Raw genomic sequence first — 13,616 nt, forward strand, 5'->3', positions numbered from 1 at the left:
TGCGGCGTCCGGCGGCGGTTCGCCGCCGGACGTCACGCGTGGGGGTTGGAGGGAGTCCACGCCTCTATTATTCGCAGATCGATCCACCGCTCGGATCAGCTCTTCATCGGGAACTTCTGGTCCAGCGCAATGTTGAGCTCGAGGACGTTGACACGCGGTTCACCGAACACACCAAGTGTGCGACCGTCGGAGTGCTCCGCGACCAGGGCCCGAACCTGATCGGCGCTGACGCCGCGGGTCTTGGCGACCCTGGCGATCTGCAGATCGGCGTAGGCAGGGGAGATGTTCGGATCCAGCCCGCTGCCGCTGGCGGTCACCGCGTCGGCGGGAACCGCCGGATCGGCTGCGGCGCCCTTGATCGGCACGATCTGGCCGATCGAGTAATCCTCGCCGAACCTGGCGCATTCCACCCGCACACCCTCGTAGGTGGCCAGGAACGGACGCGCGGTGGTCTGGCACGGCTCGTTGACGCTGACAACCTTGGTCGGGTTCACGACGTTGCCGCCGGCGTCACGGGGACCGATGACCGACAGCACCGCGCCTACGCCGTCGCCGGTGCAGAACGGGCGCTTGCCGTCGACGCCCTCGAGGTCACCAACGGCCTTGCTGCGCGAGCACACCAGGGTCAGCAGGCTGGCCTTGTACCCGTTGTCATCCTCGGGCAGCGACGGATCGGCGGGGGTGTCGACGATGCTCTCCGGGCCCAGGTTCGACGCGCCGGTGGAAAGCGGGTCGTAGCCGGCGCCGGCGGCCGAGGGCCGGCTCTGAAAATACTGCGGCAGTGCATTGCCTTTGTCGTCGGTGAACAGCTGCCCGATCAGGCTGGAGCCCACAGGCTTTCCGTTCACCTCGAGGATCGAACCGTCGGCTTTGTCCTTGAGGCCGGGAATCTGGGCTACCAGCCAGATGAACAGCGGGTAGCCGATCCCGACGATGACGGTGAGCACCAGCAGCGCCCGCAGCGCGGCCCAGTGTTGACGTAGGAGACCGGAGAAACTCATGTCACATCCCTGGCAAGAATTGAACGACGAGGTCGATGACCTTGATCCCGATGAACGGGGCGATGATCCCGCCGAGACCGTACAGGTAGAGGTTGCGGCTCAGCAGTTTCGATGCGCTGCTGGGGGTGTAGCGAACACCCCGCAGCGACAACGGAATCAGCGCGATGATGACGAGCGCATTGAAGATGACCGCGGACAGGATCGCCGACTGCGGGCTGTGCAGCCGCATGATGTTCAGCAGGTCCAGCCCGGGGAACAGGGCTACGAACATCGCCGGGATGATGGCGAAGTACTTGGCGATGTCGTTGGCGATCGAGAATGTGGTGAGCGCACCGCGGGTGATCAACAGCTGCTTGCCGATCTCGACTATCTCGATGAGTTTCGTCGGGTCCGAATCCAGGTCGACCATGTTCCCGGCCTCTTTGGCCGCCGAGGTGCCGGTGTTCATCGCCACGCCCACGTCGGCTTGCGCCAGAGCGGGTGCGTCGTTGGTGCCGTCACCGGTCATCGCGACCAGCTTGCCGCCGGCCTGCTCCTGCTTGATCAGGGCGAGCTTGTCCTCGGGGGTGGCCTCGGCGAGGAAGTCGTCCACCCCGGCCTCGTCGGCAATGGCCTTGGCGGTCAACGGGTTGTCGCCGGTGATCATCACCGTGCGGATGCCCATCTTGCGCATCTCGTCGAACCGTTCCCGCATGCCCTGTTTGACGACGTCCTTGAGGTGGATGACGCCGAGAACTGAGGCGGTGCCAGCCCCGGACTCTTGGACGACCTGGCCGACCACCAGTGGGGTGCCGCCTCCGGCGGAGACCCCGTCGACGATGTCGCCGAGTTGCGTCGGCACGGTACCGCCCTGGTCGCGCACCCACTGCGCGACCGTACTGGCCGCACCCTTGCGGAGCAGGTGCCCGTCGTCCAGGTCGACGCCGGACATCCTTGTGGCAGCCGAGAATTCCACCCACCGCGCGTGGACGAGTTCACCCGGTGTGCGGGCCCGCAGGCCGAACTTCTCCTTGGCGAACACCACAATCGAACGCCCCTCGGGGGTTTCGTCGGCCAGGCTGGACAGCTGCGCGGCATCGGCGAGCTGCTCGGGGGTCACCCCGGTCAGCGGGATGAAATCCGACGCCTGCCGGTTGCCCAGGGTGATGGTGCCGGTCTTGTCCAACAGCAGCGTGTTGACGTCACCGGCGGCTTCGACGGCACGGCCGGACATCGCCAGCACGTTGCGCTGTACCAGCCGATCCATGCCGGCGATACCGATGGCCGACAACAGTGCGCCGATGGTCGTCGGGATCAGGCAGACCAGCAGCGAGACCATGACGATGCCCGAGACGCCGTCGCCGGTGAGCGACAGCGAGTCCGGCACACCGGGGTTGTTGGCCTTGGCGAAAATGGCCAACGGCTGCAGCGTTGCGACGGCGAAGATGAAGATGATCGTCAGTGCGGCCAGCAGGATGTTCAGCGCGATCTCGTTGGGTGTCTTCTGCCGGTTGGCGCCCTCGACAAGGGCGATCATCCGGTCGATGAAGCTCTCGCCGGGCTTCTGGGTGATCTTCACGACGATGCGATCGGAGAGCACGGTGGTGCCGCCGGTGACCGCTGATCGGTCACCGCCGGACTCCCGGATGACGGGTGCCGACTCGCCGGTGATCGCCGACTCATCTACCGACGCAATGCCTTCGAGCACATCGCCGTCGCCGGGGATGACCTGGCCGGCCTCGACCACAACGATGTCGCCTTGGCGCAGCAGCGGGGCAGCGACCTCCTCCTCACTGCCCGGTGTCCCGGGCGACCATCCGGTCAGCCGGCGAGCCATGGTGTCGGCCTTGGTCTTTCGCAGCGACTCGGCCTGGGCTTTGCCGCGGCCTTCGGCGACGGCCTCGGCGAGGTTGGCGAACACCGCGGTCAGCCAGAGCCAGAACACGATCAGCCAGCCGAACCAGCTGGGGTTCAGGATCGCCAGGATGGTGCTCCAGACGGCACCGATTTCGACGATGAACATGACCGGGTTGCGCCACAGCGTGCGCGGGTCGAGCTTGCGCAGCGCATCGGGCAGGGACTTCCACAGCATCGTGGGATCGAGCAGTCCGCCCCGAACTTGTTTCTTTGTGCCCGCGTTCCCGTGGCGGGCTTCGACTGCGGTGACAGTCATGGTCAGTGAATTCCTTCGGCGAGAGGTCCAAGCGCGAGCATGGGCAGGAAGGTGAGGGCCACCAGGATGAGCGCCACGCCGGCGACCATGCCGACGAACTGGGGCCGATGGGTGGGCAGGGTCCCGATCGACTCGGGGGTATGACCCTGCTTGGCCAGGGCTCCGGCCAGGGCGAGCACCAGCACGATCGGCAGGAATCGGCCGAACACCATGGCCAAGCCGAGCGCGGTGTTGTACCACTCGGTGTTGACACTGATGCCCGCGAATGCCGAGCCGTTGTTGTTGGCTGCCGAGGTGAACGCGTAGAGCACCTCGGACAGTCCATGGGGTCCGGTGTTGAGCATGGCCGCGCGCTGCCCCGGCATGGCCATCGCGAAGGCAGTACCCGTCAGCACGAGGAGCGGGGTGACCAGGAAATAGCTTGCCGCCAACTTTATTTCGCGGGGAGTGATCTTTTTGCCCAGATATTCCGGGGTTCGGCCGACCATCAGGCCGGCGATGAAGACGGTGATCACCGCGAGGATGAGCATGCCGTACAGGCCTGATCCGGTGCCGCCCGGCGCGACCTCGCCGAGCTGCATGTTGAACAGGGTCATCATGCCGCCAAGGCTGGTGTAGGAGTCGTGGAACGAGTCCACTGCGCCGGTCGACGTCAGGGTGGTCGCGTCGGCGAAGACCGCCGAGTTGGCCACACCGAAGCGCTGTTCGACGCCCTCCATCGCCGACCCGACAGCCGTGGGCACGGTGCCGTGCGCCTGCAGCTGGAACTGCAGCATCAGGGTCACGCTGATGAGGGCGAGCAAGCTCATCACGGCGGCGATCGCGTAACCCTGCTTGCGGCTCTCCACCATGCGACCGAAGGTGCGCGGCAGCGAGAAGCTGATCACCAGCAGCAGAAAGATCTCCACCCAGTTGGTCCAGGTGGTGGGGTTCTCGAACGGATGCGCCGAGTTGGCGTTGTAGAACCCACCGCCGTTGGTGCCCAGCTCCTTGATGGCCTCCTGGCTGGCCACCGGGCCGCCGGTGATGGTCTGCTGGACACCGGCCAGGGTGTTGACGACCTGGTCATGCAGGTGGAAGTTCTGGATCGCGCCGCCGGTGATCAGCACGATCGCCGCGACGACCGAGATCGGCAGCAGGATGCGCAGGGTGCCGCGCACCAGGTCGACCCAGAAGTTGCCGAGTTCGGTGGCGTTGCGGCGGGCGAACCCGCGCACCAATGCGATCGCGACGGCCATGCCGACCGCGGCGGAGACGAAGTTCTGCACGGCCAGGCCGGCCATCTGCACCAGGTGACCCTGCGTGGACTCGCCGGAGTAGGCCTGCCAGTTGGTGTTCGTGACGAAGCTGACCGCAGTGTTCCAGGCCAGCGCCGGTGTCATCGGAGTGGCCGGATCGTTGAGGTGCAGTGGCAGCTTGCCCTGCACCAACTGGAGAACGAACAGGACCAGGATGCTGATTGCCGAGAAGGCCAGCACGCTGCGGGCGTAGGCGCCCCAGGTCTGCTCGGAGCGCGGGTCGGCGCCGATCACGCGGTAGATGACCCGCTCGACACGGTTGTCCCGTTCCGACGAGTAGACCCGGTACATGTAGTCACCCAGCGGTACGTGCACGACCGCCAGTGCGGCGATGAGCAGTACGAGGAACACGATCCCCGCCGATGTGGTGGTCACTTAGAACCTTTCCGGAAACAGCAGTGCGGCAGCAATGAACAGGGCCAGCAGCACGGCCAAGACGAGACCGACGATGTTCTCGTAGCTCACAGTCGTTCGACCAACTTCTGCACCAGGCCGAGCAGGGCGAAGATCGCCACCGTCAGCAGGAGGAACACAACGACACTCATGCGGCGACGCTAAGGCGCTGGGCGCCCGCCGCCGCCGTCGTTGACGGTTTCTTTACGCCGCGCCGGGTCGTTTTGACGGCCTTCACCGCCGAATTCAGCGAGCCCACACGCGATCGCCAGCCATGTCGAGGCTTGGGCAGGCAGCGTCGTAAAGGGCGCGGGGATGTCGCTACGAGGCCACGACGTGGGTGAAGAAGGTGTGCGGTGACGCTGTCGACGAATTTTCGGTCACTGGTCCGGGGTGCGGCGCGTCAGCGGATCGAGCACCCGGAGATCCGACGGATGATCGGCTACCAGGATTCGTGCGCACCGGCCGCGGAAGTGTCCTTCCCGGCGGCGGTCGTGCGCGATGTCCAGGTGGCCCGCTGGTTGCGCGAGCGTCGGCTGGCCATCGACGTGCGCACGATTGCCGAGTTGCATGCTGCGATCTCCGTCGGCATCCACCCGCTGCTGATGACCGTGCACGCCGATCGGCTGGACCTCGCCGATCTCCGCCGGGCCAGCGCCGCGGGAGTGGGCCGGCTGGTGCTCAGCGATCCCGGACAGGTCAGCTCGTTACCCCGCAAGCGCCCGCAGAATGTGATGTTGCGCAGAGCTGTTGGTGCGCCGATGGGTGGCTGCGACGTCGCGGCGGAGGCGGTGATCGGCCGGCGCTGCACGACGCTGATCGGTCTGGTCTGCGAGATCGGCTGCACCACGGGTGACTTCGGTGCTGTGGGTGCATCGATCAGCGACCTGATCGCGCAGATGAAGCGGATCCGTCATCGGCACAACGTGGTGTTGACCAGGCTCATACTGGGCGTCGGTGACTTCGGTCTCGGCACTGAATCTCGGCCTGCTTGCGGGGGCATCGTCCGGCGCGACCTCGCCGAGCAGATCGACGAATCGCTCGACGATGCATGTGCCGCACTGCGGTTCCCGCGTCCGGTCATCGTGTTGTCGGCGTGATTGTGTTCTCGAAAAATGTTGTCACTGACCGCGTTCGGCGTAGGTCGCCTCGACGCGCTCCTTGATTGGACCCCACCACCACTCGTTGTCGCGGTACCAGTCGATGGTGGCGGCCAGGCCCTCGGCCAGGTCGGTGTGCTTGGGAGCCCAGCCGAGTTCGGCGCACAGCGCGCTCGGGTCGATCGCATAGCGCAAGTCGTGCCCGACCCGGTCGGGGACATGGTCGAAGTCGTCGGCGTCCCGGCCCATCAGCTGCAGGATGAGCCGCAACACCGACAGGTTGTCGCGTTCGCCGTCCGCGCCGATCAGGTAGGTGGAGCCCGCCATCCCGCCCTCCAGGATCCGCCAGACCGCGCTGTTGTGGTCCTCGACGTGGATCCAGTCGCGCACGTTGGCGCCGACGCCGTAGAGCTTGGGCCGGCGGCCGGTGAGGATGTTGGTGATCTGGCGCGGGATGAACTTCTCGATGTGCTGGTAGGGCCCGTAGTTGTTGGAGCAGTTGGAGATCGTCGCGCGCAGGCCGTAGGACCGCACCCAGGCCCGGACCAGCAGATCGGCCGACGCCTTGGTCGCCGAATACGGGCTGGACGGGTTCAGCGGGGTGGCGGCGGTGAAGCGTTCGCCGCCGTCCAGTGGCAGGTCGCCGTACACCTCGTCGGTGGAGATGTGATGCAGCCGCACGCCGTGCCGGCGAACGGCTTCCAGCACCGTGAACGTGCCGACGACGTTGCTGCGGACGAACACCGCGGGCGCGGCCAGCCCGTTGTCGACGTGGGTTTCGGCGGCGAAATGTACGACGGCGTCGGACTCCGCGACCAGCCGGTCCACCAGCGGCTCGTCGGTCACGTCGCCCTCGACCAGCCGGATGTGGTCGGCGACGGGACGCAACGATTCACGGCTCCCGGCGTAGGTGAGCGCGTCCAGTACGGTCACCGAGACCGCGGGCCGTTCCCGCACGGTGCTGTGGACGAAGTTGGCGCCGATGAACCCGGCACCACCCGTCACCAACAGCCGCATGGTGCCACCCTAACCGGCACCCCGCGCGATCACCCGGCGGCGGTCAGCCCCAGCGGCCCGGCCAGTTCGGTCAATGTCGGCAGCAGTCGGTCCCAGCCGCCGAGCACCTGGATCGCCACGTGGTCGGCGCCGACGTCGAGGTGTTCGGCCAGGCGCGCGGCGACCGCCTCGGCGGTGCCGTGGGCGACCACCCCGTCGATCAGTTTGTCGCTGCCCGGCGGCTCGACATCGGCGTCGGTGAAGCCCAGCCGCTTCCAGTTGTTGACGTAGTTGCTCAACCCCAGATAGAAGCCGACGCTGTCGCGGCCGAGTGCCCGGGCCGCGTCGGTGTCGGTCGTCAGCACCACCTTGTGCTCGGGGGCCAGGAACACAGTCGGGCCCACTTCGTTGCGCGCTTTTCCGGTGTGCTCGGGCGTGGTCAGGTACGGATGCGCCCCGGCACTGCGCTGCGCGGCCAGGTGCAGCACCTTCGGGCCGAGCGCAGCGATCACCCGGCGGCTGGTCGGCACGTGCAGGTCGTCGAGCTTGTCGAGATAGGTCACCAGTGCCTCGTAGGGCTTGGTGTACTCCTGCGTGTGCTCGGGGTGACCGACGCCGACGCCGAGCAGAAACCTTCCTGGATAAGCGTTTTCGATGCGGTGGTAGGACTCGGCGACCTCGTCGGCCGGCGCGCTCCAGATGTTCACGATGCCGGTGGCGACGGTCAGGTTCTCGGTCTGGGCGAGGATCGGCTCGACGAACGCCAGATCGGCGGCCGGCGACCCGCCGACCCACACCGCGCCGTAGCCGAGCTTCTCGATCTCGGCGGCCTGTTCCGGTGTGACCGCACCGCCGGTCCACACCCCGTAGCGGCCGAGATCGGGTTTGAGCAGCGACGGATTGGTCACGGGTTCCTCTCGGAGTGGGTGAGTCCCAACGGACCGGCCAATGCGGCCAGCGCATCCACCAGCTTGTCAGACGAGGTGAGGACCTGGACAGGTACGTGGTCCGCCCCGGCGTCGAGGTGTTCGGTCACCCGCGCCGCGATCGCCTCAGGCGTGCCGTAGGCCACCACCGCGTCGACCAGCCGGTCACTGCCGGGCTTGGCGACGTCGGAGTCGGTGAAACCCAGCCGCTTCCAACTGTTCAGGTAGTTCTGCAGATCCAGGTAGATCTCCAGCGCTTTCCTGCCGACCTGGCGGGCTCGGTCGGGATCGGTGGTCAGCACCACCTTGTGTTCGGGCGCCAGGAATGCCTCGGGGCCGATCAGGCGGCGCGCCTCGGCGGTGTGTTCCGGTGTGGTCAGGTACGGGTGTGCGCCGGCGCTGCGGGCGGCCGAGAGCTTGAGTACCTGCGGCCCGAGCGCGGCGACAACCCGTCGGTGGGCGGGCACCCCGTACTCGTCGAGTCTGTCGAGGTAGCTGCGCAGCGCGTCGATCGGCTTCTGGTATTGCTGGTGGGCTTCGGGATGACCGACACCGATACCGAGCAAGAACCGGCCGGGGTAGGCCGTCTCGATGCGGTGGAATGACTCGGCCACCGGGCCGGCGTCGGCGGTCCAGATGTTGACGATGCCGGTGGCCACCTTCAACGTCGTGGTGTTGGCCAAAATGGGCTCCACCCAATCCAACTCGGCCGGTGGTGAGCCACCTACCCACACCGCGCCGTAGCCGAGCGATTCGATTTCTGCGGCCTGCTGCGGGGTGACTCCGCGGCCGAAGGAGCCGAACCGGCCCAGATCAGGTTTGTCGGTCATGGCACATCTCCTCGGGCCCGGGGCGGCTGATGCTTGCGACAACCCGCGATCGGCGCTCGGCTATTCCGCCGCGGCGAGTTCCACCGGCGTCGCCGCGATCGGTGCGGACGCCACCAGCGGCAACAGGATGGTGAACCGGGTGTTGCCGGGTTGCGACTCGACCCGGATGTCGCCCTGATGCTTCTCGACGATGATCCGCCGCGCGAGGTCCAGGCCGAGGCCGTCACCCTCGCCGAACGGCTTGGTGGTGAAGAACGCGGTGAAGATCCGATCGATGATCTCGTCGGGGATGCCCGGGCCGTCGTCACAGATCTCCACTCGGATCATGTCGTCACCCTGGCGCGCGGTCCGGATCGTCAGAGTGCCGCGGCCCTTCATCGCCTGGATCGCGTTGTTGATGATGACGTCCCAAACCTCGTTCAAACCGCCTGGGTAACAGGCAATCTCGGGAATGGTCTTGTCCCATTCCTTGACCAGTTTGATGGGCTTGTCGGGGCCGATCTTGTCACCGAAGAGCGTCTTCAGCGTGCTGTGCAGCAACTCGTGGACGTTGGCGACCTGGTATTCGGCCCGGTCCATCTGGGAGTACTTCTTGGCTCCGGCGAGCAGACCCGAGATGCGCTCGCTGGCGTCGGCGATCTCGTTCATCCGCAGCTCGGTGTCGATGGTGTACTTCAGCCAGCCGATGGCGCTCTGCAGGGTCGCCGAGCAGTCGACGGAGTCGATCGACGCCTCGACGCGTTCCAGCCAATCGACGTCCAGACCGGCTTCGACGAAGGTCGGGGCGTAATCCCAGGCTCCGGCGATGCCGTGGTCGTCCAACCAGTCGCCGACCTGATCCTCGCGGTCGGAGGTCTCCAGCGCCGACAGTTCCTGGGCCTTCGATTTGGCGACCATCTCGGCGACTTCGTCCTGGATGCGTACCAGGACGCGCAGCGCTTCGGGGGTGAACTTGCCGTCGGCCAGCATCGCGAGCTTGTAGCGCATCTTGCCGACGCCCTCGCGCAGATCGGCCACGGCCCGCGCGGTGGCCGCCGCGGGGTTGTTCAGCTGGTGGGTCAGCCCGGCGGTGATGGTGCCGAGCGCCAGCAGCTTCTGCCGCTGACCGATGATCTGGCTCTGACGCCGCCCGCCGACCATATGGCCTTCGAGCAGATGGACGGCCATCGGGAACTCGGTCCTCATGAACTGCGCGAACGCGTCGGCGTCGAGCACGAAGAACCGCGACGGCTTGGTCACCCGCACCGATGCCTGATAGAGCTGCTCCTCATCGGGGATGTAGGCCGACCAGGCTCCGCAGTACACCCCGCGTTGCGAGGTGCGGTTGGTCTCGACGTCCACCCCACCGGAGCGTTTGGTCATCACCAATTCGCCCTCGAGCAGCACGTAGAAGCAGGTCGCCGGCTCACCCTCGGTGCACACCGGCCCGGACTCGAAGACGCAGATGTGCCCGTTCTCGCACAACGTCTGCAACTGCTCGTCCGAGAGCTTCTCGAACAGGAACAGGGTCCGCAGTTCGTTGGGCAGGCATTTCTCACCCATCGTCTTCTCCTTGCTGGTTACGCCTCGGCCAAGTAGCGGTGCACCAACATCACCGCCATCGACCCTTCGCCGACGGCGGCCGCCACCCGTTTGGCTGACTCGGCGCGCACGTCTCCTGCAACAAAGACACCGGGCACACTTGTTTCCAGGTGGTGCGGCGGGCGGTCCAGACTCCAGCCGGCCACGTTGAGCAGGTCCGGTCCGGCCAGGACGAAGCCATGGTCGTCGACGGCGACGACCTCTTTGAGCCAGTCGGTGCGCGGTTCGGCGCCGATGAAGCAGCACATCCGGCTCGCCTGGACGGTTTCCCGCTCGCCGGTCTGCCGGTTCTCCAGCACCAGTCCGGTCAGGTGATCGTCCTCGCCGAGGGTGTCGACCACTTCGGTGCAGGTGCGCACGGTGATCGTGTCGTTCTTCTCGATCTGCTGGATCAGGTAGTGCGACATCGACGCTTCCAGTGACGGCCCGCGCACCAGCATGGTCACCGAGCGCGCCTCGCGGGACATGAACATGGCGGCCTGGCCGGCCGAGTTGGCGCCGCCCACGATGTAGACGTCCTCGCCGCGGCATTCGGAGGCGTCGGACACCGAGGCCCCGTAGTAGACGCCGCGTCCCACGTAGTTGCAGGCCGGGTCGTCGGGGTTGTCCCAGCATCCGGTGACCCGCAGCTGCCGGTAGTCGACGCCGGTGGCCAGGATGACCGCCCGGGCCGCGATGCTGTCGCCGTCGGAGAACTCGATGGTGCGGGCGGTCCCCGCCTCGCCGGCCGACAGCCGGACCGCTTTACGGGTGGTGATGACCTCGGCGCCGAACCGCTCGGCCTGCCGGCGCGCCGACGTGGTCAGCTCCGCCCCGGAGACGCCGGTGGGGAAGCCGAGGTAGTTCTCGATCCGGGAGCTGCGTCCGGCCTGGCCGCCGGTGGTCGTCTCCTCGATCAGGACCGTCTTGAGCCCTTCGGAGGCGCCGTAGACGGCGGCCGCCAGCCCGGCCGGCCCGCCGCCGATGACGGCGAGGTCGTACATCTCCAGCGACGGGGTGGTCGACAGGCCCAGCATCGCGGCCAGCTCGGCATCGGTGGGGTCGACCAGGATCTGGCCCTGCTCGCTGATCACCACCGGCAGCGCGAAGCCGTCCAGTCCGCCCGCGTCGAGCAGCTGCTTGCCTTTGGGCTCGTCGGCGTTGAACGCCCGGAACGAATGCAGGTTGCGGGCCAGGAACTGACGGACCTCCCAGGACCGCTCACTCCACCGATGCCCGATCACCTTGGTGTGCGGGATGGCCCGGTCGCCGGTGGCGTGCCAGGCCTCCAGCAGGGCGTCGATCACCGGATAGAGCTTCTCCTCCGGCGGATCCCACGGCTTGAGCAGGTAATGGTCGAGGTCGACGACGTTGATGGCGTCGATCGCAGCGTGGGTGTCGGCGTAGGCGGTCAGCAGGACGCGCCGCGCCATCGGGTAGACGTCCATCGCCTCTTCGAGGAATTGGATGCCGCTCATCTGCGGCATCCGGTAGTCGGCGACGAACACCGCGACGGTCTCGCCGCGCAGTTTGAGTTCGTTGATCGTCTCCAGCGCGTCCGGCCCGGATTCCGCGCGGACGATGCGGTACCGCTCGCCGTAATGGCGGCGAAGGTCGCGGGCCACAGCGCGCGAGACGGCCGGGTCGTCGTCCACGGTGAGAATGACGGGTTTGCGGGGCTGGGGGGCGGGTCCAGTCATCACTGTCCAGTATGCGCCCGCTGTCCAGTCGTTATTAGGGTGGGCTTGCTGGGCTAGGCGATCTGGTCGCACCCGGCTGACCCGGACCCTAAGGTGAGGTCAGCACGGTTGCGCGACGGTTTTGGAGTAGCGCGCCGGAGCGGGTATCGTGGACCGGCGGTGCGGTATCCGCGCCGACTCTTGCGTGCCCTGTCCTGGAACTCCTGGAATTTCCTGCTTCCGGCTCACGTTTTGCAGTCGGGGCGAATGCTGCCCCAAACCCAGAAAGCAGGATCTGAGAGGTTATGGCCAAGAAAGACGGTGCCATCGAGGTCGAGGGCCGCGTGGTCGAGCCCCTGCCCAATGCGATGTTTCGCATTGAGCTGGAGAACGGACACAAGGTGCTCGCTCACATCAGCGGCAAGATGCGGCAGCACTACATCCGCATCCTTCCCGAGGACCGGGTGGTGGTGGAGCTCTCTCCCTACGACCTGACCCGGGGTCGCATTGTGTACCGGTACAAGTAACGCCCCGACCGCGAACCAGCACGAACCGAATAAACCACTCCAGAACTAGAAGGATCGAACAGCCGTGAAGGTGAACCCGAGCGTCAAGCCGATCTGCGACAAGTGCAGGGTGATCCGCCGGCATGGGCGGGTCATGGTGATCTGCTCTGATCCGCGCCACAAGCAGCGCCAGGGCTGAGCAGTACGCCCCTAGCGGTACCCACAACTGAATGCAGACCTCCCAGTGCCACTGACTGGATTCGCCAGTGAGCCACGCCCGGATCGGAGGCCGGGCCCCGACGCCGTCGGGAACGGACTGGGAACAGACCTCCGCATAGAAGAAGGAATCACTGCCTGATGGCACGTCTCATGGGCGTTGATCTCCCGCGCGACAAGCGCATGGAGATCGCGCTGACCTACATCTACGGCATCGGCCGTACCCGCTCCCAGGAAATCCTGGCCGCGACCGGCATCGACCGGGATCTGCGCAGCAAGGACCTCACCGATGATCAGGTGACCCAGCTGCGCGACTACATCGAGGGCAACGATCTCAAGGTGGAGGGTGACCTGCGCCGCGAGGTGCAGGCCGACATCCGCCGCAAGATCGAGATCGGCTGCTACCAGGGCCTGCGGCACCGCCGCGGACTGCCGGTGCGTGGCCAGCGGACCAAGACCAATGCGCGTACCCGCAAGGGCCCGAAGCGCACCATCGCCGGCAAGAAGAAGGCCAGGTAACCCGAAGTGGCACAGGCAAAAAAGGCAGGGCAGGGCGGCCCCAAGAAGGGGCAGAAGACCCGTCGCCGGGAAAAGAAGAACGTCCCGCACGGCGCCGCCCACATCAAGAGCACGTTCAACAACACGATCGTCTCGATCACCGATCCCCAGGGCAACGTCATCGCCTGGGCGTCGTCGGGTCACGTCGGCTTCAAGGGCTCGCGCAAGTCGACCCCGTTCGCCGCGCAGCTGGCTGCCGAGAACGCCGCTCGCAAGGCTCAGGAGCACGGCGTCAAGAAGGTCGACGTGTTCGTCAAGGGCCCGGGTTCGGGCCGCGAGACCGCGATCCGCTCCTTGCAGGCCGCCGGCCTGGAGGTCGGTGCGATTTCCGACGTCACACCGCAGCCGCACAACGGCTGCCGTCCGCCCAAGCGGCGCCGGGTCTAGGGAGGATCTGACAC

At 66.6% G+C, this 13,616-nt stretch carries 14 protein-coding genes; 5 read left to right on the plus strand and 9 right to left on the minus strand.

Annotation, left to right across the window (positions count from 1 at the left end; translation table 11 throughout):
- Nucleotides 1–95: 95 nt before the first annotated feature.
- From MSZK_RS08320 to MSZK_RS08335, 4 genes are read right to left on the minus strand one after another with little or no spacing between them, the layout of a single operon-like run.
- A complete protein-coding gene (locus MSZK_RS08320) occupies nt 96–1,001 on the minus strand; it encodes a potassium-transporting ATPase subunit C (protein ID WP_099246736.1) in 906 nt (301 codons plus the stop codon).
- A 1-nt stretch (nt 1,002) separates the two neighbouring features.
- Nucleotides 1,003–3,153 (minus strand): potassium-transporting ATPase subunit KdpB, encoded by a 2,151-nt coding sequence (gene kdpB / locus MSZK_RS08325; protein WP_099246738.1) that lies wholly within the window; start codon nt 3,151–3,153, stop codon nt 1,003–1,005.
- 2 nt (nt 3,154–3,155) lie between these two features.
- A complete protein-coding gene (gene kdpA, locus MSZK_RS08330; RefSeq protein WP_099246740.1) occupies nt 3,156–4,826 on the minus strand; it encodes a potassium-transporting ATPase subunit KdpA in 1,671 nt (556 codons plus the stop codon).
- Entirely contained in the window at nt 4,827–4,916 is a 90-nt protein-coding gene (locus MSZK_RS08335) for a K+-transporting ATPase subunit F (protein WP_099246742.1), read from the minus strand. It lies immediately after the preceding gene.
- Nucleotides 4,917–5,200: 284 nt separating this feature from the next.
- On the opposite strand from MSZK_RS08335, the gene MSZK_RS08345 reads away from it, so the two are divergent.
- Nucleotides 5,201–5,944, plus strand: coding sequence for a hypothetical protein (locus tag MSZK_RS08345; RefSeq protein ID WP_099246746.1), 744 nt, complete (start codon nt 5,201–5,203; stop codon nt 5,942–5,944).
- A gap of 21 nt (nt 5,945–5,965) precedes the next feature.
- On the opposite strand, the gene rfbB is transcribed toward MSZK_RS08345, so the two are convergent.
- Genes rfbB through MSZK_RS08370 form a run of 5 tightly spaced genes read right to left on the minus strand, consistent with a single transcriptional unit; the run spans nt 5,966 to nt 11,956 of the window.
- Nucleotides 5,966–6,961: a dTDP-glucose 4,6-dehydratase gene (rfbB, locus tag MSZK_RS08350; RefSeq protein ID WP_099246748.1), complete on the minus strand. Its 996-nt coding sequence runs from the start codon at nt 6,959–6,961 to the stop codon at nt 5,966–5,968.
- Between the two features lie 29 nt (nt 6,962–6,990).
- On the minus strand, nt 6,991–7,848 hold the full coding sequence (locus MSZK_RS08355) for an LLM class F420-dependent oxidoreductase (RefSeq protein ID WP_099246750.1): 858 nt from the start codon (nt 7,846–7,848) through the stop codon (nt 6,991–6,993).
- Complete coding sequence (locus MSZK_RS08360) at nt 7,845–8,696, minus strand: LLM class F420-dependent oxidoreductase (RefSeq protein WP_099246752.1); 852 nt, start codon at nt 8,694–8,696, stop codon at nt 7,845–7,847. The genes MSZK_RS08355 and MSZK_RS08360 overlap by 4 nt, the downstream gene beginning before the upstream one ends.
- Nucleotides 8,697–8,756: 60 nt before the next feature.
- Nucleotides 8,757–10,238, minus strand: a complete 1,482-nt coding sequence (locus MSZK_RS08365; RefSeq protein ID WP_099246754.1) for an ATP-binding protein — start codon at nt 10,236–10,238, stop codon at nt 8,757–8,759.
- Between the two features lie 17 nt (nt 10,239–10,255).
- Complete coding sequence (locus MSZK_RS08370; RefSeq protein ID WP_099246756.1) at nt 10,256–11,956, minus strand: FAD-dependent oxidoreductase; 1,701 nt, start codon at nt 11,954–11,956, stop codon at nt 10,256–10,258.
- Nucleotides 11,957–12,240: 284 nt separating this feature from the next.
- Here MSZK_RS08370 and infA point away from each other — a divergent pair, with 284 nt between their 5' ends.
- The 4 genes from infA to rpsK all read left to right on the plus strand — a co-directional run bounded on the left by infA (nt 12,241) and on the right by rpsK (nt 13,602).
- The gene (infA, locus tag MSZK_RS08375) at nt 12,241–12,462 is read left to right on the plus strand and encodes a translation initiation factor IF-1 (protein WP_005140011.1); all 222 of its coding nucleotides are present in this window, start codon (nt 12,241–12,243) and stop codon (nt 12,460–12,462) included.
- 64 nt (nt 12,463–12,526) lie between these two features.
- Entirely contained in the window at nt 12,527–12,640 is a 114-nt protein-coding gene (gene rpmJ, locus MSZK_RS08380) for a 50S ribosomal protein L36 (RefSeq protein ID WP_003879483.1), read from the plus strand.
- Nucleotides 12,641–12,798: 158 nt separating this feature from the next.
- Nucleotides 12,799–13,176: a 30S ribosomal protein S13 gene (gene rpsM, locus MSZK_RS08385; protein WP_059016004.1), complete on the plus strand. Its 378-nt coding sequence runs from the start codon at nt 12,799–12,801 to the stop codon at nt 13,174–13,176.
- 6 nt (nt 13,177–13,182) lie between these two features.
- The gene (gene rpsK, locus MSZK_RS08390; protein ID WP_099246758.1) at nt 13,183–13,602 is read left to right on the plus strand and encodes a 30S ribosomal protein S11; all 420 of its coding nucleotides are present in this window, start codon (nt 13,183–13,185) and stop codon (nt 13,600–13,602) included.
- Nucleotides 13,603–13,616 lie beyond the last annotated feature (14 nt).

This window comes from Mycobacterium sp. shizuoka-1 (assembly GCF_002723835.1).
Classification (GTDB): domain Bacteria; phylum Actinomycetota; class Actinomycetes; order Mycobacteriales; family Mycobacteriaceae; genus Mycobacterium.

Bases quoted from the DNA above. Each gene is read 5' to 3' on its own strand.
- MSZK_RS08320 (WP_099246736.1), bottom strand. From the start codon at position 1,001: ATGAGTTTCTCCGGTCTCCTACGTCAACACTGGGCCGCGCTGCGGGCG.
- kdpB (WP_099246738.1), bottom strand. From the start codon at position 3,153: ATGACTGTCACCGCAGTCGAAGCCCGCCACGGGAACGCGGGCACAAAG.
- rfbB (WP_099246748.1), bottom strand. From the start codon at position 6,961: ATGCGGCTGTTGGTGACGGGTGGTGCCGGGTTCATCGGCGCCAACTTC.
- MSZK_RS08360 (WP_099246752.1), bottom strand. From the start codon at position 8,696: ATGACCGACAAACCTGATCTGGGCCGGTTCGGCTCCTTCGGCCGCGGA.
- MSZK_RS08365 (WP_099246754.1), bottom strand. From the start codon at position 10,238: ATGGGTGAGAAATGCCTGCCCAACGAACTGCGGACCCTGTTCCTGTTC.
- MSZK_RS08370 (WP_099246756.1), bottom strand. From the start codon at position 11,956: ATGACTGGACCCGCCCCCCAGCCCCGCAAACCCGTCATTCTCACCGTG.
- infA (WP_005140011.1), top strand. From the start codon at position 12,241: ATGGCCAAGAAAGACGGTGCCATCGAGGTCGAGGGCCGCGTGGTCGAG.
- rpsM (WP_059016004.1), top strand. From the start codon at position 12,799: ATGGCACGTCTCATGGGCGTTGATCTCCCGCGCGACAAGCGCATGGAG.